The sequence below is a fragment of the Ligilactobacillus salitolerans genome (genome assembly GCF_003864415.1).
GTDB lineage: Bacteria > Bacillota > Bacilli > Lactobacillales > Lactobacillaceae > Ligilactobacillus > Ligilactobacillus salitolerans.
In genome coordinates this window covers 1-26,510 of sequence record NZ_BFFP01000037.1, presented here as the reverse complement: position 1 = coordinate 26,510, position 26,510 = coordinate 1, and the positions used below count along the sequence as shown (strand labels likewise).

The window sequence follows — 26,510 nt, the reverse complement described above, 5'->3', positions numbered from 1 at the left end:
ACTTTGTTCCAAACATCCACCGCTTGGACGTATGTTTGCCAGACTTTGTTCCAAACGCCGAACGCTTGGCTGTTTGTTTGCCTAAATAACTACCAAAAAACCACCAAATTTTCATAAGGATAAGAAAATTTGATGGTGTTTTTTGAAGCTGATCATAAGAAATATAGCTGGAATGCGAGTTAAACCTTTAACTTGTTGAAGTTTCATTTTGAATCTTCCAGCTTAACTTTCAACTTTGGTTACTCTCTGATTTGTCCTTCACCCAAAATCACGTATTTGGTAGTAGTTAATTCCTTTAGTCCCATTGGACCACGGGCATGCAGCTTTTGCGTAGAGATCCCGATTTCCGCTCCAAAGCCGAATTCAAATCCATCCGTAAAGCGTGTTGAAGCATTGACATAGACACAAGCAGCATCAATTTGTTGCGTAAATTGACGACTGTGTTGATAGTTTTTTGTGATAATGGACTCTGAATGCTTGGTGTTGTGCTGGTTAATATGGGCAATTGCCTCGTCAATGGAAGAAACAACTTTGATTGCAATAATGTAGTCATTGTACTCAGTATCCCAATCATCGCTTTGAGCAGGGCGTGCTTTTTCGCCGATGATCTGGCAGGCAGCCTCATCGCCGCGGATCTCAACGTGGTGTTTGCTCAAAGACTGCGCAATTTGCGGCAGGAACTCTGCAGCTATTGCTTGGTTAACGAGCAGCTTTTCGGCCGCGTTGCAAACTGACGGGCGCTGAGTCTTCGCATTGATTACAATTCTTTCGGCCATCTGCAAATCAGCTGTTTCATCAACATAAATATGGCAGTTGCCTGCTCCAGTTTCAATCACTGGCACAGTTGCATTCTGTACGACGGTCTGGATCAAACGAGCAGACCCGCGCGGGATCAAGACATCAACATACTGATCAAGGCGCATAAACTTTTGTGCCAATTCATGCGAAGTTTCTTGGATCACTTGGACCGCGGCCGATGGTAAGCCCTGCGCTGCCAAAACTTCGCGGACCACTGCTGCCAGTTTAATATTGGTCTGCAAGGCTTCTTTACCCCCGCGCAAGATCACCGCATTTCCAGCCTTAAAACACAGCGCTGCGGAATCGACCGTGACGTTAGGACGGGCTTCGTAAATAATCCCAACAACTCCCAAGGGAACTCGTTCTTGACTGATTTTCAATCCTGCTTGAGTGGTCCAGCCTCGCTCAACATTCCCTAACGGATCGGGTAAGCTGGCGACCTGACGGACCCCAGCCGCAATCGCAGAGATTCGTTCTGGGGTCAATGTTAAGCGATCAATAAACTTATCTTCTAAGCCAGTCGTGTCCTCCAAGTCCAGGCGATTCGCGCTTAAGATCTCTGGTGTTTTTTTCTCCAGCGCATCCGCAATTGCAGCCAGTGATTGGTTTTTGACTGCCGTTGGTAACTGTCCTAATTCCTGTGCGGCAGCCTGAGCCTTTTTCCCGATCTCAGTTAAAAGTTCCGTCATTTTCTGTCACCTCATTACCTTCTTTGGGAATAAATAAAGTCCCAATCTCTTCGTTATTCATGATCCTAAAAATAATTGACGGGTTAGCACCATTGGCTAAGACCATCATCTGCCCATTAGCCAAAACATTAGCTGCAGCCTTAAGCTTAGTCGCCATACCACCAGTTCCAAATTTCGTGCCTGCACCGCCTGCTCTTTTAACCGAGTTTTCAGTTACTTCATGTAAAACATTGATCAATTTAGCGTTGGGATCTTTATGGGGATTATTGGTAAAGAAACCATCGATATCTGAAAGCATGATCAACAGGTCTGCATGTGAGCGTACTGCAACGATGGCTGACAGCTGATCATTATCACCAAAAGTCGTCCGGTGATCCAATTCATCGACTGCGACTGTATCATTTTCGTTAACGACAGGGATCACTCCCCATGACAACAGCTGTTCCATTGTATTATGGACATACTCCCGACTTTGGGGGTAGTCTAAAACATCATGAGTTAGCAAGACTTGGCTGATTTTTTGCCCATAAGCCGCAAAGCGCTGCTGGTACACCGTCATCAATTCACTTTGTCCAATCGAAGCCAATGCCTGTTGTTTTGCGATCTGTGCGGGTCGTTTGGTCAAGCCCAGCTGCCCCATTCCAGCGCCAATCGCACCAGAAGACACCAAGATGACCTGCTTACCTTCATTGACCAAGCCAGTCAAGGTATAGCTCAACTGATCGATTGCCTGCAAATTCAATTTGCCATTTGCATGCATCAAAGAACTAGTCCCGATTTTCACGACGAGCCGCGAAACATTTTCCATGTGGCGGTTAGACTGCATGTGAATTGCCTCCATTTTTTATTAATTAGTACCCCCATTCTACAACAAGTAGCCCCAAATAACACAATTGATTTCTGCTTTTTTGCCCGTAAATAAGTCGGCAAAGCTGATTTGGACCAAATTAATGTCGGATGGATATAAATTTAAATTGAACTATCTCTTGTCAAAGTCATTTTTTTATGGCAAAATGTTGAAGAACAAATAACAGGCGTCAGAGAGCGCCATTTGGAGGAATTGAATATGGAACAAGTACATCGTACTGCCAATCCGCAGGCAAAAAACAGCTTTACCAAGCAGCAAAAATGGGTGACTGCATCCACTGCAGCCGGCTTCACCTTGGAAAATATGGACATCATGTTCTTATCTTTTTCCTTGGCTTCAATTATCGCTGAGCTGCACATCTCTAGCGGCCAAGCTGGTCTGATCGGCTCACTGACGAACATTGGAATGTTGGTCGGCGGCGCTTTATTTGGTATTATCGGTGACCGGTATGGTCGTGTTAGGACATTCTCTTACACGATCTTTATTTTTGCCCTGGCTACTGGAGCAATGTTTTTTGCGCACTCATTACCGATGATCTATCTGATGCGTTTCTTGGCTGGGATCGGTGCCGGCGGGGAATACGGCGTTGGGATCGCCTTGCTGGCGGAAAATTTCCGCAGTGATCAGATCGGTCGGATGTCTTCGGCAGCTGCGATCGGCGGACAAATCGGCGCGATTTTTGCAGCGATCATGGCAGCCTATATCATCCCTCATTTCGGCTGGAACGTCCTCTTCTTACTGGGCATCATTCCAGTGATCCTGACCTACTTCATTCGTCGCCACGTCCATGAAACAGAAGCATTTGTCGCCGCACAGAAGCAGGAAAAAGCAGCGCAAGAACAACCATCCTTCAAGCAATTGTTTGACACACCGCAGACTGCGATCCAGACTTTAGGCTTAATGATCATGACCATAGTTCAGATCGCCGGCTACTTCGGTTTAATGAACTGGCTGCCAGTCATTGTCCAAAAGCAGCAAGGTCTTTCGGTTTCCGGCTCCTCGCTCTGGATGGTCTCCACGATCCTGGGCATGAGCTTAGGGATGGTTGTGTTCGGACAGATCATGGATAAACTTGGTCCACGTGTTTCCTTTTCAATATTCTTGATCGGTTCAGCCACCGTCATGTTTGCAATTTTATATGCCAAAACCAATCTGGCTTTGTTAGTCATTGGTGCAATTATTGGTTTCTTTTCAAACGGCATGTTTGGCGGTTACGGTGCTGTAATCAGTCGGTTATACCCAACCGAGATCCGCTCAACAGCTAACAATTTGATCATGAATGTCGGCCGAGCAATTGGCGGTTTCTCTTCTGTTGTGATCGGGGTCCTAATGGATCACTTTAACCTTGCCGTTACGATGGGCTTCCTGTCCGCACTTTACTTGATCAGTCTGACAGTTATGTTATCATTACCCGGTTTCCGCAAATTGAAGCCATAACGAACAAAAAAATAATTATTTCAACCGCACCCTCACGAAGTCTCGCAATTCGTGGAGGGTGCGGTTATTTTTTACTGCTGCTTTCTGGTCTGATAACAGCTCCATTACCATTTGAAAAGAAATAGCCCTTCCTAACAACATCACCATGTCATTAAGAAGGGCTGCTCGATCCCAAACATTGAATCTTTTTCAATAATTAAAACTCATTACTCATTATAGCTGACAACTTCGATTTGTCCGTCGACTAACTTCAATCTGGTCAAGCTGCCGTTTTCTGGCCGTTTACTCAAATCATATTTACCGGGTGCGTAGCGATCCATTAAGCTTAATAGCGTGTTCCCATGAGAAATAACCAAGACGTTATCCCCATCGTGTAGACTAGGGTCATTGGCAATTAAGGCAAATCCTTGGTCGACGCGCTGCCAGTAATCATCGTGATCTTCCGCCATGTGGAAAGGATCTGCTTCTTTCAAGAAATCCTTCGCCGTATCAAAAGAGTACTTCTCAACGATATCAGTTAAACTTTTCAGACCATGCGGTCCAGCTGCAAGGTACCAGCTGCTGGTGATATCCGTTCCTTCATAGTAACCGTAAAATTCCTCACGAAAGTAAGGGGCAGTGTGTGGTGCGGTCAGATCAGACGCATGATTGTGATCCAAAATAATTTGGGCAGTAGTTTCTGCCCTTCCCGTATCGGAACAAAATGCACCAGCAAACTTGGTGCCAGCAAGCCGCTTTGCGATTTGTTTGGCACCATCGATTCCTTGTTGAGTTAATGGTGAATTCGACCAGCCTTGCATTTTGTTGAAAATATTGTAATAAGTCTGTCCATGACGAACTAGGTATAAATTTAATGTTGTCATCTGCGCGCACCTTTCTTTTGAAAATGATTTAACTTAACCTTACCACTGCTTGATACACCCGACAACCTGCCTGTTCAACTTCAAGTTGGCTGAACCACTCAGAAGTTGCCTGCACTCACACACTCTGTGCAAGCTTTCTGGTCGCTCAATTGAAGGCAAGCAAAAAACAAATCAAGCCCAGTAAAATAACCGCCCATCCCATTTAGGAATGGACAGCTTAATTTTACTACCCGTTTTTAAGTTACCTTTGGTTAAACTGAAAGAGAGCATAACCCAAAAACAAAATCTGTAAAATAACAACAGCCCACGAAAAGTTACCGGACATAATTTCATAAACCACGCTGGCTAATACCAAAATCACGATCACAACGACAAGCCACATTCTCTTGCTCATTTCGTACACCGTCCTTTGCCGTTTCAGTGCAGCAATTCCATTTAGTTCCTATGTTAATTATAGGAAACTATATCCAAAATGGTCAATCGTAAGCCCTTTCAAAGATCTGGATTTAGTCCTTTAAATTTTCTAGCAGCAGTTTGCCAATATCGTGCTGCAAGTGCACTGCCGCTTGGTGCTGGTCGCTATTCTCAAATTTAGTTAAAACAATGCTGTCAAACCATGCATCCCCACGTTGCAGCCGTGCGCAATCATGTTCAACGTTAGCCAGGTCACCAGTCTTGTTATAGGTTTCCCCATCAAACTGCAAATCATCAGCATAATAGACCAGCTTGTTTCTATCGATTTGTTCATGCAAAGCAACTGCAACGATGCGACTAAATTCATCATTGCCATCTAGGAGACTCTGCCAAATTGGCAGTAGAGCCTCCGCGGTTAAAAAATTATCTCTGCCGTCAATTACTGGTGAGATAAAATGGCGTTGCAACTTGATGTTAGTGTCTTTTTCTGCCAACCATGAATCAATCTGCTCCAAACCAAAAGTATCAATTAACAAATTAGCTGCAGTATTGTCCGAAGTCGAGAGCATTAAGGCTAAGACATCTCCCAAACTCCACTCGCTTTGATGCAGAAAATGCATTACACCTGCCCCAGCCACACGTTGGTCTTTATTCACAACTAGTTTTTTGCCCAAAAGGTCTGGCTTGGTACGCCACTCTTCTTTAATGAAGGCAGCGATCCCTAATTTGATCAGACTCGCACTGGGAAAAACCTGTTGTTCATGAAAAGTAAAGGTTTTGCCTGTCTGATCCTGCATCATTAAGGCCGCCTGAAAATCTTGTTTCTGTAATAATTTAGTCAGCTCCACTGCTAGTTTTGTATTTAACCCTCTCATCTATCCTAATCTCCTTAAAATAAGTTAATGATCAAAATTGTTTCCAGACCGACCAGCCCGATCATCGCTGTGGTAGTCGACCAAGTGATGAATGTTTCTTTGACTGAGAAGCCGCAATATTCTTTGACCATCCAAAAGCCGGCATCCGTCACATTATCCCCGAAAATACTCCCTGCCCCGATGGCTAGAACTACCAAAACCGGATCAGCATTTGCAGAAATAATGAGCGGACCCATCAAACTGGCCGATGTCATCGCTGCAACGGTGGAAGAACCTAGGCATAAATGCATCAGCGCAGCAATCAGCCAACCGGCAACAATTGGTGAAAGATTGATCCCTGCAAACAGTTCAGAAATATACTCCGCGATACCGCCTTGTTCCAAAACAGCCTTAAATGCTCCACCGGCGCCTGTCAAAAAGACGACTAAAGCAACCTGTTCTACTCCTTTGTTTAAAGAACGGCCGATCGCAGCTAATCTCCGCTTTTGCATAAAGCCCATTGTATAGACGGCAAAAAGCAAGGAAAGCAGCATTGCAACGTTGGGATCTGCTAAAAACTTCAACAGCGGAGCAAATGGTCGCGGGATCTGCAAAAATTGTTCCACTGCCGTCAACGATCCAATCAAAAGAACAGGCATCATCGTAGTCAAAACACTGGTTGAAAATTTCGGCAATTGCGTTCGCGGCGGTAATTTCTCACTTGCTTCAAAACCAGTTAATTTAGTTTGATACCGATAAGCTTGCGGAAAAAAGTGCTGCAAACACAGATTCCACAATGGCCCCGCAATCAACATCGTCGGGATTGCAACCACGATCCCCATCAAGATCACATCGCCAATGTCAGCACCCACAATTTCAGTTAAGGCGCTTGGTGCCGGGTGCGGCGGCAGCAGGCCATGCATAGTATTCAAAGTAGCTCCAACTGGTAAGGCTAATTTGGCGAGCGGGACTTTCAACTCCTTGGCAATTTCAAAAATAATCGGGATCAACACCACCAGACCAACTTCAAAAAACAAAGCAAACCCAATGATCGCTGAAGCTAAAACGACAGCCAACTGCATCTTTTTGCGTCCAAAGACCCCGATCAAATGCTCAGCAATCACGTAACTGCCCCCAGCATCAGCAACTAATTTTCCTATCATGGCACCACAGCCGATGATCACTGCCAAGTCTCCCAGCTGCTCACCCATTCCAAAAACCATGATCTGCGGCAATTTTTCCCACGGAAGTCCCAGTGCTAAGCCGGCCAAAGCGGTGATCAGCAGCAAGGAACTAAATGTTTCCCATTTAAATTTAACGATCAGTATTACAAGTAATAAAATACTTGCACTCACAATCAGTAGAGGCATTTTCCTTCCTCCAATAATATGTATTTATCTAAATTCTATCATGATTTTAGAGCAATAGCAGTTCTACAACACTTGTACAGACCAATAAAATAAGGTGTTGAGCAAGAGAAAGCTAGTTTCCAGGGGATCCACCTTATTTCCCGGGTTATATCTTCTAGTCGGTTATTTTCTTCTACGAAAAAAGCAGAAAGCCGGACCAATTTATCTCGACTTTCTGCTTTATTTTGATTTACTTATCTTCTGCCAATGTCTCGTCCCATTTTAGGGAAATGCAGTTTTTGATTCAAATATTGACGCAAGAAGAAGGCTGCCACACCAACCACAATGTAAACCACTGGGTTTAAAGTCTGATTGTACTTGGCAGGAATAAATGAAATTGCTCCGAAAGCAACCATCCAAATTGCAACCAGCTCAACTGTCACGATCACTCCGCGCAAAATCTTATGCGAAGAATTCTTGGCATTTGCCGGGTCCATCATTACATAGAAGAAGGCTAGACCAACGCCAGCAATGATCGCGGTGGCAAGCAATGTGATCCAACCGCCGTTGACCGAATTTTTACTTTTATCAAAGAAGCCCACAAAAGTGTACATTACACAGAACATGATCAGCATGATCAGACCATTATCCAATGCCAACAAGGTGAAGGTGCGCTTTGTACTGCGTTCTTCCTTTCTCTCATTACGGCCCTTGATTATTTTTTCAGCATATTCTGTAACTGGACCATAAAACTTGGATGCTACCACACCGTTTTTTTGTTTATCCAACAATTCGCGGTAAGTGTCGTTTAAAGCTTGTTCCTTTTTTTCTGGATCATAATTATATTCATCCAAATATTTATTCAAGTGGAACATATAGTCTTCATTGCGTTTAGTCAAGCCGGAAAAAATACCATCGCGGACAGTAACCTCAGCATGTTCTTGGTGTTGAGCTTGGTGTTGAGCCTGCTTTTGAGCAGCCTTCTCATTTTTCTTCCGCACTGTTTCTTCTTTCACGAATAATCCTCCCGTTCTCCAAATAAAGTACTTGTGCTATACAAATGGTGACGCTTTTTAGTTGAGCTCCACAGCGCAAAAGATTCCGCTTATCCAACCCAGGCAATTATTGCCAAGCCCGCAATATTTGCCTGGGTCCGATAATGCTCACTTTCTACCGTTTCGCTCCGCTCTGTTTTAGACATTGAACCTAAATTCAATAATGTCTCCATCTTGAACCTGGTATTCTTTGCCTTCTTGCCGTAGCTTACCTGCCTCTCTTACAGCCTGTAAACTTCCGTACTTATCCAGGTCTTCAAACGAAACAGTCTCTGCTCGAATAAAGCCACGCTCAAAATCAGAATGAATGATTCCAGCAACCTGCGGTGCCTTCATGCCCTTTTTGAAAGTCCAAGCACGTGTTTCCTTGCCGCCTGCTGTGAAAAATGTCGCCAATCCTAACAACTTATAAGATGCTTTGATCAACCGGTCAAGTCCAGATTCCGCAACTCCTTCAGCCTCTAAAAAGTCTTGCTTGTCCTCATCATCTAACTCAGCAATTTCTTCTTCTGTCTGTGCACAGACTGCCAAGGCTTGCGAACCTTCTTTGGCTGCAAAGTCCTTGATGACTTGATAATATTTGCTGGAATCCGGGTCTGCCATATCCTCTTCAGCGATATTGGCTACATACAAAACTGGTTTAGAAGTCAGCAAGAAGAGCCCTTTGACAATTTTTTGCTCCTCTTCATTAAACTCTAGCGAACGAACTGCCTGCCCTGCTTCTAGGACCGGCTGAATCTTCTCTAATACTTTAAATTCAGCCACAGCTTCCTTATCTTTAGTAGTCCGAGCAACTTTTTCAACTCGGGCATAGCGCTTGTTAACTGCATCCAAATCAGCTAACACTAACTCCAAGTTGATTGTTTCAATATCGTCTAACGGAGAGATTTTATCAGAAACATGGGTAATGTTTTCATCGTCAAATGCGCGTACAACATGCACAATCGCATCGACTTGGCGAATATTTTCCAGAAACTTATTACCCAGTCCTTCACCTTTACTGGCACCCTTAACGATCCCGGCAATATCTGTAAACTCAAAAGTTGTATGAATAATTTTTTTAGCGGGTTCGATCTCATCGATCCGCGCTAAGCGTGCATCAGGCACTTCAACCATTCCGACATTCGGATCAATCGTCGCAAATGGATAGTTAGCCATCTCCGCTCCCGCTTTGGTTATTGCGTTAAATAGTGTCGACTTGCCAACGTTCGGCAAACCGACGATCCCTGCTGTTAAAGCCATGGTATACCTTCACTCTTTCCTGCTAAAAAGTTATTTTTAATCGATCACTTTTTTCATCCGGCGTTCAAATTCGCGCCGAGAAAGCATCACTAAGCGGCCGCATCCGCTGCATTTGATCTTAATATCCGCTCCCATCCGGATAATTTCCCAGCGGTTAACACCACATGGATGCGGTTTTTTCATCTCAACGAAATCATGTAAATCGTACATTTTATCACCTGCTTAATCTAAGCGAATGTTCAAAACATCTAGGATCCTGTTTAAATCATTATTTGACAGGTAGTTGATCTCAATTTTGCCCTTGCCTGATTTCTCGTTATTCTTGATAGCAACCTTCGTCCCGAATTTCTGGCCAAGCAGCTGCTCGCTTTCTTTCAAGAAAGGAGAAACCTTTCTGATCGGATGTTTAATTTTTTTCTTTCCTTCACCATTCAAAGATAAAACTTCAGCTTCTAATTGACGAACAGTCATATTGTTGGCAATTGCCTTTTCAGCTAAAGCCAAAATCTTCGACTTGTCTTTCAATGATAGGAGAGTTCGCGCTTGCCCCATTGAAAGTTTTTGTTGTCTGATCAGACTTTTAACTTCCGCCGGTAAGCTCAGTAAACGCAAGTAGTTTGCAATGTAGGGCCGTGATTTTCCTAAACGCTCTGACACCTGAGTCTGCGTCAACTGCAATTTCTCCATCAGTGTGTTGTAGGCTTCGGCTTCCTCGATCGGATTGAGGTCTTCCCTTTGCAGATTTTCCAAAACGGCGATCTCCATCATCCGTTCTTCATCCACGTCACGAATGATTGCTGGGATCGTCTGTTTTCCGGCGATCTTAGAAGCACGGAATCTGCGCTCACCAGCGATGATCTCGTAACCCTTGATCGTCGACTTACGCACAATGATCGGTTGAAAAACCCCGCTCTTCTCGATCGAATCAGCTAATTCTGCTAAACCATGCTCGTCAAAATGCTTGCGCGGCTGATATGGGTTAGGCCGAATCTCTGATAAAGCAAGTTCACTGACTTGTTCGTTTTCTGAAGCTTCTTCAGAAAAATCTTCGAACAAAGCCTCGATCCCTCGACCTAACCCTTTCGTATTTTTCTTTTTATTCACCATGGGCTGCTAGAACCTCCTTGGTTAAATTCATGTATTTCCAAGCTCCCTTGGAGTTCGGGTCATAATCAATGATCGACATTCCGTGACTTGGGGCCTCTGACAAACGAACATTTCGGGGAATAATTGTAGAATAAACCTTGTCTTTAAAGTACTTCTTGACTTCGGTAACGACCTGGTTTCCCAGATTGGTCCGAGAATCAAACATTGTCAACAAAACTCCCTCGATATACAAGTTCGGGTTAAAGTGCTTTTGCACCAAGTGAACAGTATTCATTAATTGACTTAACCCTTCTAAAGCATAATATTCACTTTGAACTGGGATCAAAATACTGTCGCATGTTGTAAAAGCATTGATCGTCAGTAACCCTAATGAAGGCGGGCAGTCGATCAAAGTATAGTCATAATCATCTACGACTGGTAAGATCGCATCCGCTAATCTTTTTTCCCGCGCCATTTGCGAAGTTAATTCTATCTCGGCACCTGATAACTGGATCGTAGCCGGCAGGAGGTCTAAACCTTCTGTTTCAGTGTGGAGAATGACATCTTCGACCGGTGTCTCATTGACCAAAACATCATAAATATCTTCTTTGATCGTCGATTTACGCACGCCCAAACCGCTAGTCGCGTTTCCTTGAGCATCTAAATCGATCAATAGCACTTTCTTTTTTTTCTTGGCCAAACCCGCGCCAAGATTGATCGCAGTTGTTGTCTTTCCAACACCGCCCTTTTGGTTCGCTAAAGCAATAACAACTCCCATCGAAACGTCTACCTCCTATTTGCTCGTGTCGCTTTCTTCTACAGGAATATCGATGATCACCCGGTGAAATCCGGCGATTTCTTCTTCGCTTGTCTTGATTTTGATCCCGGCATCTTTGACCATCTTGACCGATTTTTTGATCGTATTCAGAGCCACCCTGGTATTTTTAGACCTGCCTGTGGTATGGACCCGCGGTTTTTTCTCCTTAGCAGCCGGTTGAATCATCTTTTCGACCAGTGCCTCAGTTTCTTTAACCGACAAGCCCTTTTCTTCAATTACGGTCAAAATTTCTTTTTGCTGCTGCTCATCCAAATTCAGGAGCGCCCTGCCGTGCCTCTCAGATAATTTCCTGCCTAAAATCGCCTTCTTAGCTGGTTCCGAGAGCTTTAGCAGGCGCATTTTATTGGCTACAAATGACTGGCTTTTACCGATCGCCTGTCCAAGCTGTCCTTGTGTCAGGCCATTGAGTTTCATCAGCTGTGAATATGCCGCTGCCTCTTCGATTGCCGTTAAGCTCTCGCGCTGCAAGTTTTCGATCACGGCCATTGAAGCTGCTTCATTGTCTGACATTTTACGGATTATTGCCGGGATCTCAGTCCATTTTAAAGATTCAACCGCCTTAAACCTGCGTTCACCAGCAATGATCTCGTATTTTTTAGGTTCATACTCGCGGACAATGATCGGCTGCAATAACCCGTGCTGCGAGATCGTCTCAGCCAGCCCGCTGATACTCTCTGCCGAAAAAATTTGCCGTGGCTGAAAACGATTAGAAATTACACCCTGTAATGGGATCTTGACTACTTCATCATTTTGATGCTGTTCTTGAACTTGTTTATTTTTTCCAAAAAATGAAAATGCCATGACTGACCTCCTCGATCTTCTCTATAATAATTGATACCAAGCAGTTTTTAAGTTCAACTTACTTATTTAAGCAAGGGTACCTTGGCAGGCGTTCCAGCTTTTCGCGGGTATTTTTTAGGTGTTGGCCGATCCTTGGCAACAACAATGATATGCCTTTCTTCATCATCACCAGGCAAATTGGTCTGGATGTCCTGTTCAAGTCCAGCACCCAGTGTTTTGAGTGCATATTCAGCTTTTTCCAGTTCATCTTGAGCCTTCTGAGCTTTCAAAGCAATAAACTTACCTCCAACAGCCGCAAGCGGCAGGCAGAGTTCGGCTAAAACTGGCAGATTAGCCACGGCCCGTGCGGTGACTAAATCATAGCTTTCACGTGCACTGCTCTTTTTATTGCCGAAATCTTCTGCCCGTGCATGAATTAATGTGACGTCTTCCAGCTCAAGCTTCTCAACCAAGGTCTCTAAGAATTTGATCCGTTTATTCAAGGAATCAACGATCGTGACCCGCATGCTCGGAAAGATGATTTTTAACGGGATCGAAGGAAAACCGGCACCAGCACCAACATCGCACAGTGAGACCGCCTTTTGACTTAATTCTGCCACATAAAAAGCCGGCAGGACCGAATCATAGAAATGTTTTAAATAGACGGCATTCTTTTCCGTTATCGCTGTTAAATTAACGTGTTGATTCCATTCAGCCAACAGCTCATAATAACTATTGAACTGAGCTTTTTGCCCAGGTGTCAGCACAATGTTTTGTTTTTCTAATGCTTGATAAAATTCTTCTGGAGTCATTGTTAACCTCTTCACTTTTTTGTGAAACAACACCAGTTTTGCATTGTTTCACGCACTTATTACAGTTTAATTTATTTAAGATAGAAATACAACCTTTGACGAAGAATAGGTTAACATAATATAGGTAAACTCACTACACAGGAAAGGAAGGTCCTTCCATGGTACAAACAAATAAATATTACACATTAAATGAACCCGCCAGAGCTCAACATGCTCAGATCTGGCAAAAAATCAGCTATTTACCCCAAAAAAGTCTGACACTTTGCATCCCGCCCAACACCAGAGCACAAAAAGAACCACACTTCCCGCTGCTCTTATTTGCTGCAGATCCGCGGACTAAAAAAAATCGTCTTAGTGCCTTGCTGCAGTTTTGCAGCAAAGGTTACGCCGTCGCTGTGTTAGATTCTTTCGCACCAGAAACGCCATTTTTAACACGGGTCAAAGACTTTCAATCTGCCGCACGTTTCCTGATGCTGCATGCCTGGCAGTATCACTTAGACTCGCATCGGATAATTGCCGGCGGTGAAGGGACAGGTGCTGGGATCGCAGCACTGGCCACAGCAAGTCAATCTGACCAAGATCTTAACTCTGAAGATGTGTTTACCTTGCCAGTCAGGCTCCGCGGTTGCCTGGCATTAGCCGGCGATTTTACTTATGACCAACAATTTCATTTTCCTGAAGCAGTTGGTAAAAAAAGTCTGCCCCCCTTCTTACTGATCCACGGGTCTGACGATCAAACCGTTCCTTTTTCAGAAAGTGCTGAGCTTTATGCTTTCTTGACTCAAGCTGACCAGCAAGCGACAATGTATCAATTGGAAAACTGTCCCCATGGTTCAGATGCGTATTTTACCCCTTACCTTTGCGATCTTATGACCGAATTTTTGGCAGAGTGCTGCAAAAAGAAAAACAAGTCATAACTTGACTGAGACAGCAGCCAGATTTTACTGCGCGTAATTTTGTGGTATACTAGCTCAAATCATTTTCAATTAAGAAAGAAGAGTGCCAAAAATGAATCGCGAAGAACAATTAACTAAAATTGCTGAATATTCACACGCCCACATGACGGTTGACCGGACAGGACATGGTTTCGACCATATTCGCCGCGTCGTGGCGATGGCACGCAAATTAAGTCAACAAGAAAACGCTGATCTGCTGGTCACGTTAGCGGCAGCTTACTTGCACGACGTGATCGATGACAAGCTGGTTGCCGACCCGCAAGCCGCACTCGCTAAACTGCAGGAATTCTTGAGCGAGATCGAATTTTCCGCCGCGCAAAGTGAAAAGGTTCTATTTATCATCCAAAACATGTCATTTGCACATACATTGGATGGAGATGCCGTAGAATTACCGCTCGAGGGCCAGATCGTTCAAGACGCCGACTGGCTTGACGCGATCGGGGCGATTGGGATCACTCGTGCGATTTATTTTGGCGGGCATCACGCTGAAAAGATCTATGACCCGCGAATGAAACCGCGGACTGTTATGACTAAAGAAGAGTATCGCAACTTGGATAATGAAACGATCATCAACCATTTTTATGAAAAGCTGCTCAAAATCAAAGATCAGCTCAACACACCCAGTGCCCAACGGATCGCAGAAAATCGGCAGCAAACGATGCTTGATTTTCTGACCGAGTTTAAGGCAGAATGGAATGCTGAAAAATAATTATTTGCCCAAAGAAAAAAGACCTCACCACAAGGTCTTTTTTCTTTACTTCAAATGTTTATGCCGCTATTTTTCGATCCAGCCCCCATCGATCGGGATAACCGCGCCATGGATATAATCAGCCTTCTTAGAAGCTAAAAAATAGCTCAATTCAGCTACTTCTTCAGGTTCCGCCCAGCGCAAAGCAGGTGTCTGTCTGGCGACCATTTTTGCCATCGCTTGATCCCCAGTGAAATCTGCCTGATTCATGGGAGTTTTGATCGCTCCCGGCGCGATGCAGTTCGCACGGATCCCCTGGCTTGCATAATCATAATCGAGCTGTTTGGTATAGCCGATGATCGCGTGTTTGGCTGCCGTATAAGCTGCACCGCCCCCGCCGGCGACCAGTCCCGCGATCGAAGCCATATTGACGATCACGCCGTTTTCCTGTTTCAACATGCTGGGCAATATTTCATTAGTTAGCAAAAACATGCTCTTCACGTTGGTATTCATGACGTTGTCCCATTGAGCCGGGCTCGTCTCCAAAGTCGGGCGATACGCATCCAAGATCCCTGCAGTATTTAGCAAGAGATCAATTTTGCCGGCTTGCTGAAGTACCTGCCGGCTAAATGTGTGAATAGCTTGTGCATCCCTTAAATCACAATCATAATAGGTAAAAGTATCTGGGTACCTGGCCAACAAAGCGCGAATCTCTGCATTTTCCTGCAGATCACAGCCCCAAACTCTCTCACCGTGTTCAAGAAACAGCCTGGCTTGTGCTAAGCCGATCCCTGAGGCCGCTCCTGTAATTATCGCTGTTTGTCCTGTATTAGTTGCGGCATTCACTGTTCAACCAGCTCCCAGTCATCTGCTAAAACATCACATGAATTGGGCATGAATTGTGATAGAGCCGGTTCCTCATCAGTTTTGATCAAAAAATAAGGGTTAATGCTTTGCCCATCCCTCATATCATCGTTGACCACGTAGATATATTCTTCGCCGGCTGACCAGCTTGAACGGACTGCTTTTTTACCAGCCTTTAATGCTGGTAAAACTTTTTCAAATGTCATTTTATTTCTCCTTATTATCTCTCATCAGGCGCGCAACTCAAAGCGGCTTGAAAGCACGTAAGTTAAAACGGCCCCCAAGGCCATGGAAATAAATTCGCCGCATCCGACAGTCAGATAGGTCCACCAGAATGGTGCGTGACTGACAAAATGCAGTTCTAATGCCACACTCCAGGTCATCAACGTGCAGACCGTGACTGAAATTGCCAATTTAGCCGGTACCGAGCGCACGTGACGACTCAGAAACCAGCTTAAGCTTGTCATGACCAGCGTGCCCAAAGTTCCAAAGACGACATCGACCATCCCAAGCGGCGACCAAAGATTAGCAATCAGGCAGCCTAAAGATAGGGCCCAAATGTAACGTTTGTTAAAAACCGCTAAATTGTTCAGCATCTCTGCCAGCCTCAATTGGATCGGGCCATATGAAAAAGGAGAAATTGCCAGTGTCATTACAACATACAGCGCTGCGATAAGCGCTGTTTTAGTCAGCCCGCTAAGAGCTGTCTGTGATTTTTCCATAGTGAAAAACCTCCTAGTTTTTTTTAGGTGGGATGTTTACGAACCACCATCACTAAGTATAACAAATTTTTTTGTCCTCGCAGTTAAATCGTAATTGCACCGTTTTTTAATAGTAATAGCAGACTTTTCTTCATTTTGTAAATAGTAATGGTTTCACTTACGCTGACAAAACGGCTTGACAGCAACATTTAAGCCCTGTAGCATAGACCAAGGTAAAGCGTAATAGACCCCAGCAGGTCTATTTTTTCTGAAAAAAATAATTTGACTAAAACCAGTCAAAAATCGAATTGATAAGAGAGTTATGTTTCTATGGAAAATATCCTGACAGTTACACATTTAAATTTAACCTTACCCAACCGGCAGCTTTTTTCTGACTTGCAGTTTACCCTGCCCCGTCAACAGTTAACTTGCATCACAGGCGAAAATGGGGTCGGTAAAACCACCTTGATCAAACATTTGCTGGAAGACTTGGAACACCATCGCAGCGAGCATGTCCAATTCACGATCGGCAGAGATAAGGTCCAGTACGTACCGCAATTACGCAGTATCGACGATGATTACCCGCTCGCTATCCGAGACTTTGTTTCCTTTGGACTCAAAAAAAGGCTCCTGCCTTGGAATACAAAAAAGATGCAAGCTAAACTGGAAGGAATCTTAGCTGAAACTAAACTAACCAAGATTGCCGCCCAGCCCTTAGGTCATGCGTCCGGGGGAGAAAAACAGCGGGCATATTTAGCCCAAGCCCTTTGTGCCGACCCGGAGCTGCTGATTTTAGATGAAGCAACGGCCAGCTTGGATCGGGAATCCAAGAATTTTCTTTTGCAAATGTTGAAAACGATCATGCAAAATAATGATCTCACCGTGGTTTTTATCACACATGATCCAGAATTGATCGAAAAATACGCGGACTATGAATTGAACCTGCACGACCATACTGCAACTATGTCTAAAAAGGAGCGCAACACTAATGCTGGAATATAACTTTATGCGCTATGCTCTAATTGCCGGGATCTTTATTGCCTTGATCTGTGCCTTTATGGGAGTCTTTGTCGTTGCCCGGCAAACGTCTTTTTTTACCCACACTCTTTCTGAAATTGGTTTTTCCGGCGCCTCATTTGGGGTTTTCGCCGGGATCTCACCCTTACTAGGCATGCTGATCTTCACCTGTACCAGCGGTCTACTGATCGGCCTATCCGGTGAAAAAGTCGGGCGCCGTGAAGCCTCGATCAGTGTTTTTTCCGGCTTGTTTTTAGGACTTGGGATCTTGTTTTTGTCGCTATCTCACAAACAATCAAACTACGCGACCAGCATCCTTTTTGGCAGTATTGTAGGGATCGACCGCACCAACCTCTGGACCTTAGTCATGCTGAGCATCCTCTTGCTGGTCGTAGTTGCTCTGCTGTTTCGCCCGCTAGCTTATAATTCCTTTGATGCCCAAGGTGCAGAATACAACCAGCGCTTCAATCAGACGATCTCGATCATCTTTTTGATCTTACTGGCTTTAACGATTTCGATCACAGCTCAGATCGTTGGTTCTCTGCTAATTTTTGTTTTGCTGACGATCCCGGCCCAGGCCGCTAAATATTTTGTTCATTCACTGAACAAGATGATCGGTTTAACCTTTGTTTTCGTTCTCTTAGGCGTTTGGCTGGGTCTATACCTGAGCTTTGTCACCGACTGGCCAGTCAGCTTTTTCATCACTGTCATCGAAGCATGCCTGTACGGTTTGGCCTTGTTTAAGCAAGGTTTAGCCGCCGCCCACAAATAAGCAGATTTATTCAAATTGTTTTACTTATGTATTTTCTGTAAAATTCCATAGCTTTTTCTGAAAAAATATGCTATATTATGGACGCTAGGGGTAGGAAAAATAACGTCAAGGGTCGCCGGAACGGAATGTGAACGGCGACAGAAGAACCTCCGTCATAGGTTTGCGCTATTTTTCCGCATTCACCAAAAATTTAATATTCTAGGTGCTTGTCTCCCCCTGTATCAATAACAGTTTTCAACTTTGAATTAACTGTTTTGAATAACTAAATAGGGAGATGTTTATTATGACGATGTTAACTTGGAGAAGTCCAAAACTGACCACCAGGACCTTGACTTTAAGCGCATTTTTAATTGCACTCAATGTCGTTTTGGCAAAGTTGTCAGTCGGTTCAGAATCACTAGTAAAGTTCAGTTTTGGTTTCATTGGGACGATGCTGATCGGCTACTTTCTTGGTCCATGGCTTGGCGGTGTTGCTAAAGTCTTATTTGACCTGATTGCCAACACTTTGTTAGCAACTGGATCTCAGTTTTTCATCGGTTTTACACTAACAGCCTTCATTTCGGGTGTGATTGCAGGTTTAATTTTGCACCAGCAAAAAATATCCTGGCCCAGGCTTTTAGTTTATGAGACGATTCAGATGCTGGTAACCAATTTGTTTTTTAACACCTTGTGGATCAACGTCTTGTACCACGCATCTTGGCAAGCACTGCTGACAGTTCGCCTGCCAAAAGAACTGATCATGCTGCCGATCGAAGTCATCCTTGGCTGGATGATCTTGCGCAGCGTTGAGCGCCTTAACTTAGCACAAACAAACGAAAAATAATTAAATAAAACTTCCTGAGAACAATTTGGCTTTTTCTCAGGAAGTTTTTGTTTGCTTTTCCGCATTTGCACGTATATGCTATTGGCAAAATTTAAACTTTATCGCATTTTCATGGAGGAGAAGTCATGGCAAAAATTCTTTTGCGTCAAGGAGATATTACTCAAATTAAGACAGACGCGATCGTCAATGCAGCCAACGTTAGACTCCGCGGCGGCGGAGGTGTCGACGGAGCAATTCACCGCGCAGCCGGTCCAGAATTAAATGAAGCCTGTCAAAAGCTGGGCGGCTGTCCGACTGGCGCGGCTAAAACTACGCCTGGATTCAATCTTCCCGCAAAATATATCATCCACACCCCTGGCCCAATTTGGCGGGGTGGAACGAAAAATGAAGCAAAGCTTCTCGCCAGCTGCTATGCCAACTGCCTCAAGCAAGCAGCAGCACATGGGTGCCGGACCATTGCTTTTCCAGCCATCAGTACTGGGATCTATGGTTTTCCCCTTGAAAAAGCCTGCCAAATAGCGCTCGAATGTGTTCAAAAGTCTGAGTTAGTTTCAGAAGTTGTCTTTGTTTGTTATGATCGACGAACCTACCAGGTCTACCAAGAATTGCTGCATCAAAAGTAACTTACTAGTCAATTATTTTTGCCACGTGCCTCTGCAAGGTGGGGACCACTTCACTTTCAAACCAGGGGTTATTTTTTAACCACCGCCGGTTGCGGGGTGAAGGATGAACCAAAGGAAAAAACTCTGGCAGATAATTTTGATAATTATGAACGACTTCGGCTAAACGCGCACTTTTCTTTAAATTCAAATAATAGTGGCACGCATAACTGCCCACCAGCAAAGTCATTTCAACTTGAGGCATTAATTTTCTCAGCGGCTCATGCCACTTCTCGGCAAAACCGGCACGCGGCGGCAGATCGCCGCCTGGACCTGAACCAGGAAAATAAAAGTCCATCGGTATGATCCCAATTTGACCAGATTCATAAAATTGTTTCCGCGAAACACCCATCCATTCGCGCAAAAGGTCGCCGCTCCGGTCGTTCCAGGTCAAGCGCGTCTTTTCAGCGATCCTGCCAGGCGCTTGACCGACAACTAAAATTTTTGCCCGCGGATCTGCCAAGAATAAGGGAGCGATTTGACGCTGGGTGTATTCTTGATTCTGCGGGTCTGCTTCGATTTGGTTAATAATTCTTTCTATATCCTTGTTCATGCTTTTTCACTCCAACACTGATCCAGTTCTAAAAAAGGGAGCTGAAAATCCCAGCTCCCCTCGTGACCCAACTTTTAACAGTTGGTGCCCCTGCCAAGGAACTCCATTATACCATGTGAGCTTTAGTGAAATGTAAAATGTGTCACATAATTTACCGAAACAAAGGTGAAGTGCTAAGAAGATCAGCAGCCTGCCCACAAAGTTGCGTCATTTGCCTGTAACATTTTTGTTACTTCACTTAATGTCTCAGGTACAGTCTGAAATTCATTTTTTTATTGCGGGCAATTTTGTTCACGAAGATAGCGCTTAAAACGACCCGCTTTAACGTTTTTTAACTTCTTAAATTTTATGTAAAAGCATTGTAATATTGAGCTTTATTTAATGTTTTTTATCCGCTTTTAGCCAATCAAACTATAAGTTTTTGCCAAATCAAATTAAGTTCAAAATTTATCAAGACCAGTCAAATGCCTTGCCAGCAAGCATGTCGCCCCTTTATTACACCCCTCTATTGTTTTGTAAACTCATCTGAACTGGAATGCAATATTCACGCGTTACAATATAGTCATTCGGTTGTAGGAAAAAATACTTAATATAAAAAATAACAGGAGTGAAGTAAATTTTGAATCATTCAACTAAATCATTATTGGTTGGTACCGTTGGTGCGGCAGGCTTATTCTTAGCCGGCACAGCTAGCGTTTCAGCTAATACATCACATAAAGTTGTAAGTAACGATACCGTTTGGGCACTTTCGCAAAAATATGGTGTTTCTGTTCAATCAATTGAGCAATTAAATCACATCAGCACAAGCAGCCACTTAATTTACCCAGGTCAATCTGTTCAGATCCCTGACAAAGATGCGAAAGCAGCACCAGTTAAAGCAACTGCCAGCTCTTCTACATATACTGTGAAATCTGGCGATACTCTCTGGTCAATTGCGCAAGCCCGTAAGACCAGCGTTCAAAAATTACTTGCTTTGAATGGGCTCAAATCAAATGTTTTGCAGCCAGGACAGTCCTTAAAAGTCGCCGGAACTGTTGCAGTCCAAGCAGCTCAGCCGCAGAAGGCTCAAGCACAAAAAGCTGCTGCTCCGCAAGTTTCTGTTAACCATACAACTTATAAGGTTCAAACAGGCGATTCATTGTACACTGTTGCTCAAAAATTCGGTGTTACTGTTGCTTCCTTGCGTGCAGCTAACTCATTGAATGGTGCTTTGACAGTTGGTCAAACTCTGACAGTCAACGATCCGGCTAAGACACCAGCAGCTCAGACAAGTACTGCTAGCCAAAACCAGACTCAAACTGCTAGTTCCAGTCAAAGTCAGGCTCAGACTCAACAGAGCTCCGCACAGACTGCAAGCAAAGCAACAACAACTTACAGACCGCAAGCCCAAACACGGGCTGCCGTAAGTTCAGCAAGTTCAACAAGCGCACAAACTGCTAAGACTGCTGTTTCAACTTCAACACAGAGTTCAAATAATACCAGTTCAACCACTTCAACTAATGCCAATGGAAGTGCAATCGTTTCGTACGCAATGCAATTTGTTGGTGCCAATTATGTTTATGGAGCAACCGGTCCTTCACAATTTGACTGCTCTGGCTTCACATATTACGTCTTTAAGCACTTTGGCAAGACATTGCCACGGACAAGTCAAGCACAAGAAAGTGCTGGGACACAAGTTTCACTTAGTCAAGCACAACCTGGTGACTTGATCATCGGTAACAATGGCGGACACGTTGGTATCTATGTTGGCAATGGCAAGATGATCTCTGCTGAAAATCCTTCAACTGGTGTACGCGTTAACTCGATTAGTTACTTCAACCCGATGTACGCAGTTCGTGTCAACTAAACATTAACATTATTTTAAGACATCCTGAGTGGATGTCTTTTTATTTGTCTCGAAATACGCTATAATAATCTTGTGTCGGATTTATCACACATAGAATTTGGTACATAAACCAAATACTTGCACTTAATCGTTGATACGTTAAAATTGTAAACAATTCAACAGGCAAACTAGACAAAAAGATTGGGAGTGAAAACCGTGGAACAAAAAGCACAGAAATTACTTTTTGGCACAGTTGGAGCAGCAGGACTTTTCTTAGCCGGTGCTAACACAGCTTCTGCCAATACAATTCATAAAATTACAGCCAATGATACCGTATGGGGGCTTTCACAGAAATATGGGATCTCTGTGAAGTCGATCGAGGAATTGAACCAGATCGATGCACACTCCCATTTGATCTACACTGGGAAAACAATTCAGATTCCAGATAAAGGTCAGACTGCCCATAAAACCACTGTTAAACAGACTGCTGCTAAACAGGACAATGAAACTGCCACTTCTACATATCAAGTAAAAGCGGGAGACTCCTTATGGTCGATTGCGCAGAGCCTTGGAACTTCAGTTGGTTCATTGCGTTCACTCAATGCTAGTCTCAAAACGACCATTATCATCCCTGGTCAGACTTTGAACGTCAAGGGCAACGTGAAAGCACAAACACAGGCTCCAGCCGTTAAAGCCACTGCGACAACTCCAGCACAGGGCAGCACCCCTAGTGTTTCGAGTAATAGTCAAAAGCAGACAGAAACAAAGGCTGCCCCAGAGGTGAATGCTGCTGCAACGCCAGCAAAAACAACTCAGACTGCACAAGAAAGTTCTCAGCCGGTCAAAGCGCAAAGCCAACCTCAGACTCAAACGAAGACCGTGGTCGAGCCTAAAATCTCGGCTAACCATACTTCTCATCAAGTAATAGCTGGTGAATCACTGTATACGATTGCTCAAGATTATGGTGTTTCGATCGACTCATTACGGGAAGCTAACGGTTTGAACAATGCTGCGGCACTGCAAGTTGGACAGACATTGACTGTCAATGACCCGACTAAAGATCCAAGTGCAGCACAAGCTCAGCAAAGTACTGTCAATCAAACAGCAAACAGCAATACCCAGCAAGTCTCTGCTGCTCAAACAAATAATTCCAGTCGCGCTGTTTCCAGCACAGTCCAAACAGCTCAGAAAACAACTAGTCAAGCACCTAAAACAAATAATGTAGTTGCCAAGAAAACTTCATCTGCAAGTACAGCAACAACATCATCGACTAGTTCTGCTGCTAAGACAACAACTGTTTCCCAGACAACTACTAGCCAGACTCATGGTAACGGCTATCAGCCAAGCGGCAACACTTACGCTTGGGGCCAATGCACCTGGTACGCAAAGAATCGCGCTAGTTGGGCAGGCAACTACTGGGGTAACGGTGGACAATGGGATTCTTCAGCGCGTCAACAAGGGTTTACAGTTAACAACCAGCCAGCTGTTGGTTCCTTAGTGGTCTTCCATCCTGGTCAATCGGTTGGCGGACAATGGACTGCTGACAGTTGGGCAGGACATGTCGCTTACGTTGAAAGCGTCAACGGCAACACGATCACTATCTCGCAGGGAGGCATGGGCTTCTCTAATCCTGGTGGCCCTAATTACCAGACAATTACTAATGCTAGTCAGTACAACTACATTCATCAATAAAAAATAAAAAACCATTCGTCAGCTTGTTATGACGAATGGTTTTTATTTGTAAAAATCAGGCTTCTACGATCACAAAGCCATTGTGTCCGATCCGATTCTGATCTTTAAGCAGGTTTTGGCTGATCAACAATTTAGATTGGGGCGGAAAGACAAACTTGATGCTGCCGTACCCTAAATTAAAGAGGGCGAAAATGCATTTACCGTTCCACCTGCGGGTAAAACTCACAAAGTTGTTCTTATTGCTAAGCTGTCCCCAATCAAGCGTGCCTTCCTTTAGCAGCATGCTATATCGCGCATGGAATTCACCCAATAATTTGACAAAACGGAGCATCGTCTGATCTTGTTGACCGGCTTTCCAAGGCAGACACTCGCGATTCGCAGGGACATCCCCGCCCTTTAGGCCGACTTCTGTCCCATAGTACAGGCTTGGTGAAACTGGCAAAAGATAGCTAAAAGCTAGTAACAAGCGGACTAACTCCGGGTCTTCTTGGCATTGAGCCAGCAAACGCGAGCTGAATGGACCATCAAGCTGCAAGATTAAGGACTTTTGAACCGGGGTCGCATACTTCATTAGGTTATCGTTTAAACTGACGACCATCTCGGCCGCGTTTGTCTTTTGGGTGATAAAATAATCTGCTAAGATCTGCGTGAGGTCCTGATCAACCACAACATCTAAGCTGCGTTCTTCTAGCAAGTTAGGCGTAAAGCTATTTGATGTACCTAAGAGGCATAAAGCTGGTTTCAAGCGATGCAAAGAAGCTGTTAAACTTTGTAAAAAGCTGGGATCCAGTTCTTCTGGATCCATAATTTTAAAGCCGTCGATATCAAAAGATTCCACCCAGTAATTAGCTAGGTCACACCAGTAACGAAGCACTTGCCTATTTCTAAGATTGAGTTTTGGCTCATGCGGGTTATTTGCATGTACGCGATATGAAATATCAGGTGAAAATGCTGGATCTTCGGTACCCGTAAAGTCCAAAGGAAGTGAGTCGATTAGGAACCAGTCAAAAAACTGCGAATCCGTCCCTTTTTGTTTGACGTCTTGCCATTGAATCGAGAAATCCATCAAATGGTCCAGCTCCAATTCTAAGACGATACGCATGCCGTGCTGATGTGCATCATCAACTAGCCGCTTGAAAGTTTCCTTACTGCCATACGCTTGATCGATCGAATAAAAATCTGCAGTATCGTATTTATGGTTGGAAAACGCAGCAAATATCGGACTTAAAATCAGCCCATTAACTCCCAATTTGGCAATATAATCTAAGCGATCACGAATTCCTTGCAGGTCGCCGCCAAAAAAATTAGTATCTGTTGGCTCTTCGCTTCCCCACTCACTGCTGTCTGCCGGGTCAAGACGAGAATCACCATCAGAAAAGCGATCGATCAATAGATGATACCAGACAGTATTTTGTGTCCAGGCTGACTGCTTAAAAGCTTGATTTGGATAGGAATACGGTAAAACAAATGCTGCAACTCCCATTAAACTATTGGCTGTATAGTTCTCAATTTTGTGAAAATCGTAAAGATATTCCTCACCACTGCTCGCAATCAAGTGAAAGGCATACTTCAAACGCCGTGTCTTGCTCAACTCAACAGTTGCACTCCAATAATCCGTCTCGCTGCTCTGTAATACTCGCTTCATTGACGCAACGTGCGGCCGCCAGCCGCCATTATCGGCAGCAGGTGCATAAAGGTCGCTGTACAGCAGTTCCACTCTAGTCAGGTCATCGTGTTTGCTTTTGAGGCGAATGGTAACCGAATTGACACCAGTCTCGAAGGCCATTGCACTCTGTGAATTATGAAAAATTGCGGATTTTTCCATGATCATCCACCTTTAATTTTTATTTATCATTAATAGCTTAGACATTTTGGAGGCATTTAGCAAGTCCATTTTGTGCTTGGACTCACCAAATGCCTCCAACTTTTTTATTGATCGAAATTTCTAATTACTCTTCGCCAAAATAGGCATTCTGTTCGTCATTTGGCTGTTCTACTTCGGATCTATCCCCAGCTAAGTGGCGATAATAAGCCATGTATGTTGCATTTTTATAAGGAACCACCCAAATTTGGGACAAGCCCAAAGTTACCAGGCTCAATAGATCCCACCCTAAAAAACTCAGCTGCAAAACAAACAGCTCAAATTTATGGCCATTCATCAACTGCCGACTCTTTGTGACATAATCCAAGTAGTTGAGATCGTCATCTCCGCCTTGGTCTGCAATATCCTTATAAATATAGTATGTTTGTGAATAAGAATAGCGCTTGATAATGCCCGGAACGAAAAATAACAGTGTCCAAAGGAAAGTAAATATTTCTTGGAGGATCCACAAAACAACTACCGGTAAGAAGTCCCTTTTATTGAAAACACTGAAAATTCCCCGCACAACACCAAAATTTGCATCTTTAGTGCGCAGCCAATCTAGTATTGTGTAATTCACCCCGACCATTAATAGACTGCCAACCAAAGAGGTTAAAATATTCGTGAAGTAACGGCCATCTGAACCAGCGAAACTAGCGGACGGGTCCAATTGATCCAGCCAGTCGCTAGCGGATGGTTGGTTGACCAAGACACTTATCAGCACTAGTAAAGCTATAAAAAATATCATTAACAATATATAAGGCAAAATCTGCAAAATGTTGAGTCCAATTGCTTTTCCCCAGTGACCCTTAAGTAATGCTTTAGCCTCTCGTTTTAATTCTTTTCTCGTCTGCATAGACTCATCCTCCAAAATATTTGATTATATGTACTACATCCATTATTGTAACCTACTCCGTCTAACCATACCAGAAATTGGGGCTCTCTGTACTGAATGCTCCTGCAAAAACACGACTAAACTTTTTTATATAAAAAAAGCCACTTCCCAACGGAAAT

At 44.0% G+C, this 26,510-nt stretch carries 28 protein-coding genes and 2 riboswitches; of the genes, 9 read left to right on the top strand and 19 right to left on the bottom strand.

Features of this window, described 5'->3' with window-relative positions; translation table 11 throughout:
- Positions 1-239: 239 nt before the first annotated feature.
- The gene (locus LFYK43_RS09880) at positions 240-1,487 is read right to left on the bottom strand and encodes a glutamate-5-semialdehyde dehydrogenase (protein WP_124977851.1); all 1,248 of its coding nucleotides are present in this window, start codon (positions 1,485-1,487) and stop codon (positions 240-242) included.
- Positions 1,468-2,313 carry a glutamate 5-kinase gene (gene proB / locus LFYK43_RS09875; RefSeq protein ID WP_124977850.1) on the bottom strand — a complete coding sequence of 282 codons (846 nt, stop codon included), beginning with the start codon at positions 2,311-2,313 and terminating at the stop codon, positions 1,468-1,470. The genes LFYK43_RS09880 and proB overlap by 20 nt, the downstream gene beginning before the upstream one ends.
- 240 nt (positions 2,314-2,553) lie before the next feature.
- On the opposite strand from proB, the gene LFYK43_RS09870 reads away from it, so the two are divergent.
- Positions 2,554-3,792, top strand: coding sequence for an MFS transporter (locus LFYK43_RS09870; RefSeq protein WP_124977848.1), 1,239 nt, complete (start codon positions 2,554-2,556; stop codon positions 3,790-3,792).
- A gap of 206 nt (positions 3,793-3,998) precedes the next feature.
- On the opposite strand, the gene LFYK43_RS09865 is transcribed toward LFYK43_RS09870, so the two are convergent.
- The 11 genes from LFYK43_RS09865 to rsmG all read right to left on the bottom strand — a co-directional run bounded on the left by LFYK43_RS09865 (position 3,999) and on the right by rsmG (position 13,085).
- A complete protein-coding gene (locus LFYK43_RS09865; RefSeq protein ID WP_124977846.1) occupies positions 3,999-4,655 on the bottom strand; it encodes a histidine phosphatase family protein in 657 nt (218 codons plus the stop codon).
- A 241-nt stretch (positions 4,656-4,896) separates the two neighbouring features.
- A complete protein-coding gene (locus LFYK43_RS12610; RefSeq protein ID WP_158609232.1) occupies positions 4,897-5,049 on the bottom strand; it encodes a hypothetical protein in 153 nt (50 codons plus the stop codon).
- A gap of 112 nt (positions 5,050-5,161) precedes the next feature.
- Positions 5,162-5,944 carry a serine hydrolase gene (locus tag LFYK43_RS09860; RefSeq protein WP_124977844.1) on the bottom strand — a complete coding sequence of 261 codons (783 nt, stop codon included), beginning with the start codon at positions 5,942-5,944 and terminating at the stop codon, positions 5,162-5,164.
- A gap of 14 nt (positions 5,945-5,958) precedes the next feature.
- Complete coding sequence (locus tag LFYK43_RS09855) at positions 5,959-7,293, bottom strand: gluconate:H+ symporter (protein ID WP_124977842.1); 1,335 nt, start codon at positions 7,291-7,293, stop codon at positions 5,959-5,961.
- 233 nt (positions 7,294-7,526) lie between these two features.
- Positions 7,527-8,288 carry a DUF1129 family protein gene (locus LFYK43_RS09850; protein ID WP_124977840.1) on the bottom strand — a complete coding sequence of 254 codons (762 nt, stop codon included), beginning with the start codon at positions 8,286-8,288 and terminating at the stop codon, positions 7,527-7,529.
- A 177-nt stretch (positions 8,289-8,465) separates the two neighbouring features.
- Positions 8,466-9,569: a redox-regulated ATPase YchF gene (gene ychF / locus LFYK43_RS09845; protein ID WP_124977838.1), complete on the bottom strand. Its 1,104-nt coding sequence runs from the start codon at positions 9,567-9,569 to the stop codon at positions 8,466-8,468.
- A 36-nt stretch (positions 9,570-9,605) separates the two neighbouring features.
- Complete coding sequence (locus LFYK43_RS09840; protein ID WP_124977836.1) at positions 9,606-9,779, bottom strand: DUF951 domain-containing protein; 174 nt, start codon at positions 9,777-9,779, stop codon at positions 9,606-9,608.
- Between the two features lie 12 nt (positions 9,780-9,791).
- Complete coding sequence (locus LFYK43_RS09835) at positions 9,792-10,676, bottom strand: ParB/RepB/Spo0J family partition protein (RefSeq protein WP_124977834.1); 885 nt, start codon at positions 10,674-10,676, stop codon at positions 9,792-9,794.
- Positions 10,666-11,433, bottom strand: coding sequence for a ParA family protein (locus LFYK43_RS09830; protein WP_124977832.1), 768 nt, complete (start codon positions 11,431-11,433; stop codon positions 10,666-10,668). Before LFYK43_RS09830 ends, LFYK43_RS09835 begins: the two co-directional genes overlap by 11 nt.
- 15 nt (positions 11,434-11,448) lie before the next feature.
- On the bottom strand, positions 11,449-12,294 hold the full coding sequence (gene noc / locus LFYK43_RS09825) for a nucleoid occlusion protein (protein WP_124977830.1): 846 nt from the start codon (positions 12,292-12,294) through the stop codon (positions 11,449-11,451).
- 62 nt (positions 12,295-12,356) lie between these two features.
- Positions 12,357-13,085 (bottom strand): 16S rRNA (guanine(527)-N(7))-methyltransferase RsmG, encoded by a 729-nt coding sequence (gene rsmG, locus LFYK43_RS09820; protein ID WP_124977828.1) that lies wholly within the window; start codon positions 13,083-13,085, stop codon positions 12,357-12,359.
- Between the two features lie 158 nt (positions 13,086-13,243).
- Between rsmG and LFYK43_RS09815 the strand changes: the two genes are divergently transcribed.
- Positions 13,244-14,002, top strand: coding sequence for an alpha/beta hydrolase (locus LFYK43_RS09815; RefSeq protein ID WP_124977826.1), 759 nt, complete (start codon positions 13,244-13,246; stop codon positions 14,000-14,002).
- Between the two features lie 91 nt (positions 14,003-14,093).
- Positions 14,094-14,750: an HD domain-containing protein gene (locus tag LFYK43_RS09810; protein WP_124977824.1), complete on the top strand. Its 657-nt coding sequence runs from the start codon at positions 14,094-14,096 to the stop codon at positions 14,748-14,750.
- Positions 14,751-14,816: 66 nt separating this feature from the next.
- Here the strand turns inward: LFYK43_RS09810 and LFYK43_RS09805 are convergent, their stop codons facing one another.
- From LFYK43_RS09805 to LFYK43_RS09795, 3 genes are read right to left on the bottom strand one after another with little or no spacing between them, the layout of a single operon-like run.
- Positions 14,817-15,575, bottom strand: a complete 759-nt coding sequence (locus LFYK43_RS09805; RefSeq protein WP_124977822.1) for a 3-oxoacyl-ACP reductase — start codon at positions 15,573-15,575, stop codon at positions 14,817-14,819.
- A complete protein-coding gene (locus tag LFYK43_RS09800) occupies positions 15,572-15,799 on the bottom strand; it encodes a DUF2829 domain-containing protein (RefSeq protein WP_124977820.1) in 228 nt (75 codons plus the stop codon). The genes LFYK43_RS09805 and LFYK43_RS09800 overlap by 4 nt, the downstream gene beginning before the upstream one ends.
- Positions 15,800-15,823: 24 nt before the next feature.
- A complete protein-coding gene (locus LFYK43_RS09795) occupies positions 15,824-16,315 on the bottom strand; it encodes a QueT transporter family protein (protein WP_124977819.1) in 492 nt (163 codons plus the stop codon).
- A gap of 7 nt (positions 16,316-16,322) precedes the next feature.
- A riboswitch (PreQ1 riboswitch) is annotated at positions 16,323-16,368 on the bottom strand.
- A 256-nt stretch (positions 16,369-16,624) separates the two neighbouring features.
- Between LFYK43_RS09795 and LFYK43_RS09790 the strand changes: the two genes are divergently transcribed.
- From LFYK43_RS09790 to LFYK43_RS09775, 4 genes are all read left to right on the top strand, one after another.
- Entirely contained in the window at positions 16,625-17,296 is a 672-nt protein-coding gene (locus LFYK43_RS09790) for a metal ABC transporter ATP-binding protein (protein WP_124977817.1), read from the top strand.
- The gene (locus tag LFYK43_RS09785) at positions 17,283-18,083 is read left to right on the top strand and encodes a metal ABC transporter permease (RefSeq protein ID WP_124977815.1); all 801 of its coding nucleotides are present in this window, start codon (positions 17,283-17,285) and stop codon (positions 18,081-18,083) included. The genes LFYK43_RS09790 and LFYK43_RS09785 overlap by 14 nt, the downstream gene beginning before the upstream one ends.
- Positions 18,084-18,167: 84 nt before the next feature.
- Positions 18,168-18,270, top strand: a riboswitch (THF riboswitch).
- A gap of 96 nt (positions 18,271-18,366) precedes the next feature.
- The gene (locus LFYK43_RS09780) at positions 18,367-18,906 is read left to right on the top strand and encodes a folate family ECF transporter S component (protein ID WP_124977813.1); all 540 of its coding nucleotides are present in this window, start codon (positions 18,367-18,369) and stop codon (positions 18,904-18,906) included.
- Between the two features lie 125 nt (positions 18,907-19,031).
- Positions 19,032-19,529, top strand: a complete 498-nt coding sequence (locus LFYK43_RS09775) for an O-acetyl-ADP-ribose deacetylase (protein WP_124977811.1) — start codon at positions 19,032-19,034, stop codon at positions 19,527-19,529.
- A gap of 4 nt (positions 19,530-19,533) precedes the next feature.
- Here the strand turns inward: LFYK43_RS09775 and LFYK43_RS09770 are convergent, their stop codons facing one another.
- A complete protein-coding gene (locus LFYK43_RS09770; RefSeq protein ID WP_124977810.1) occupies positions 19,534-20,118 on the bottom strand; it encodes a uracil-DNA glycosylase family protein in 585 nt (194 codons plus the stop codon).
- Positions 20,119-20,737: 619 nt separating this feature from the next.
- Between LFYK43_RS09770 and LFYK43_RS09765 the strand changes: the two genes are divergently transcribed.
- Together LFYK43_RS09765 and LFYK43_RS13105 are read left to right on the top strand one after the other, a co-directional pair.
- Positions 20,738-21,964: a C40 family peptidase gene (locus tag LFYK43_RS09765; RefSeq protein WP_124977808.1), complete on the top strand. Its 1,227-nt coding sequence runs from the start codon at positions 20,738-20,740 to the stop codon at positions 21,962-21,964.
- A gap of 195 nt (positions 21,965-22,159) precedes the next feature.
- A complete protein-coding gene (locus tag LFYK43_RS13105; RefSeq protein WP_369692912.1) occupies positions 22,160-23,635 on the top strand; it encodes a LysM peptidoglycan-binding domain-containing protein in 1,476 nt (491 codons plus the stop codon).
- A 55-nt stretch (positions 23,636-23,690) separates the two neighbouring features.
- Here the strand turns inward: LFYK43_RS13105 and LFYK43_RS09755 are convergent, their stop codons facing one another.
- Complete coding sequence (locus tag LFYK43_RS09755; protein ID WP_124977806.1) at positions 23,691-25,460, bottom strand: alpha amylase N-terminal ig-like domain-containing protein; 1,770 nt, start codon at positions 25,458-25,460, stop codon at positions 23,691-23,693.
- A 124-nt stretch (positions 25,461-25,584) separates the two neighbouring features.
- Complete coding sequence (locus tag LFYK43_RS09750; RefSeq protein WP_124977804.1) at positions 25,585-26,352, bottom strand: DUF975 family protein; 768 nt, start codon at positions 26,350-26,352, stop codon at positions 25,585-25,587.
- Between the last annotated feature and the right edge of the window lie 158 nt (positions 26,353-26,510).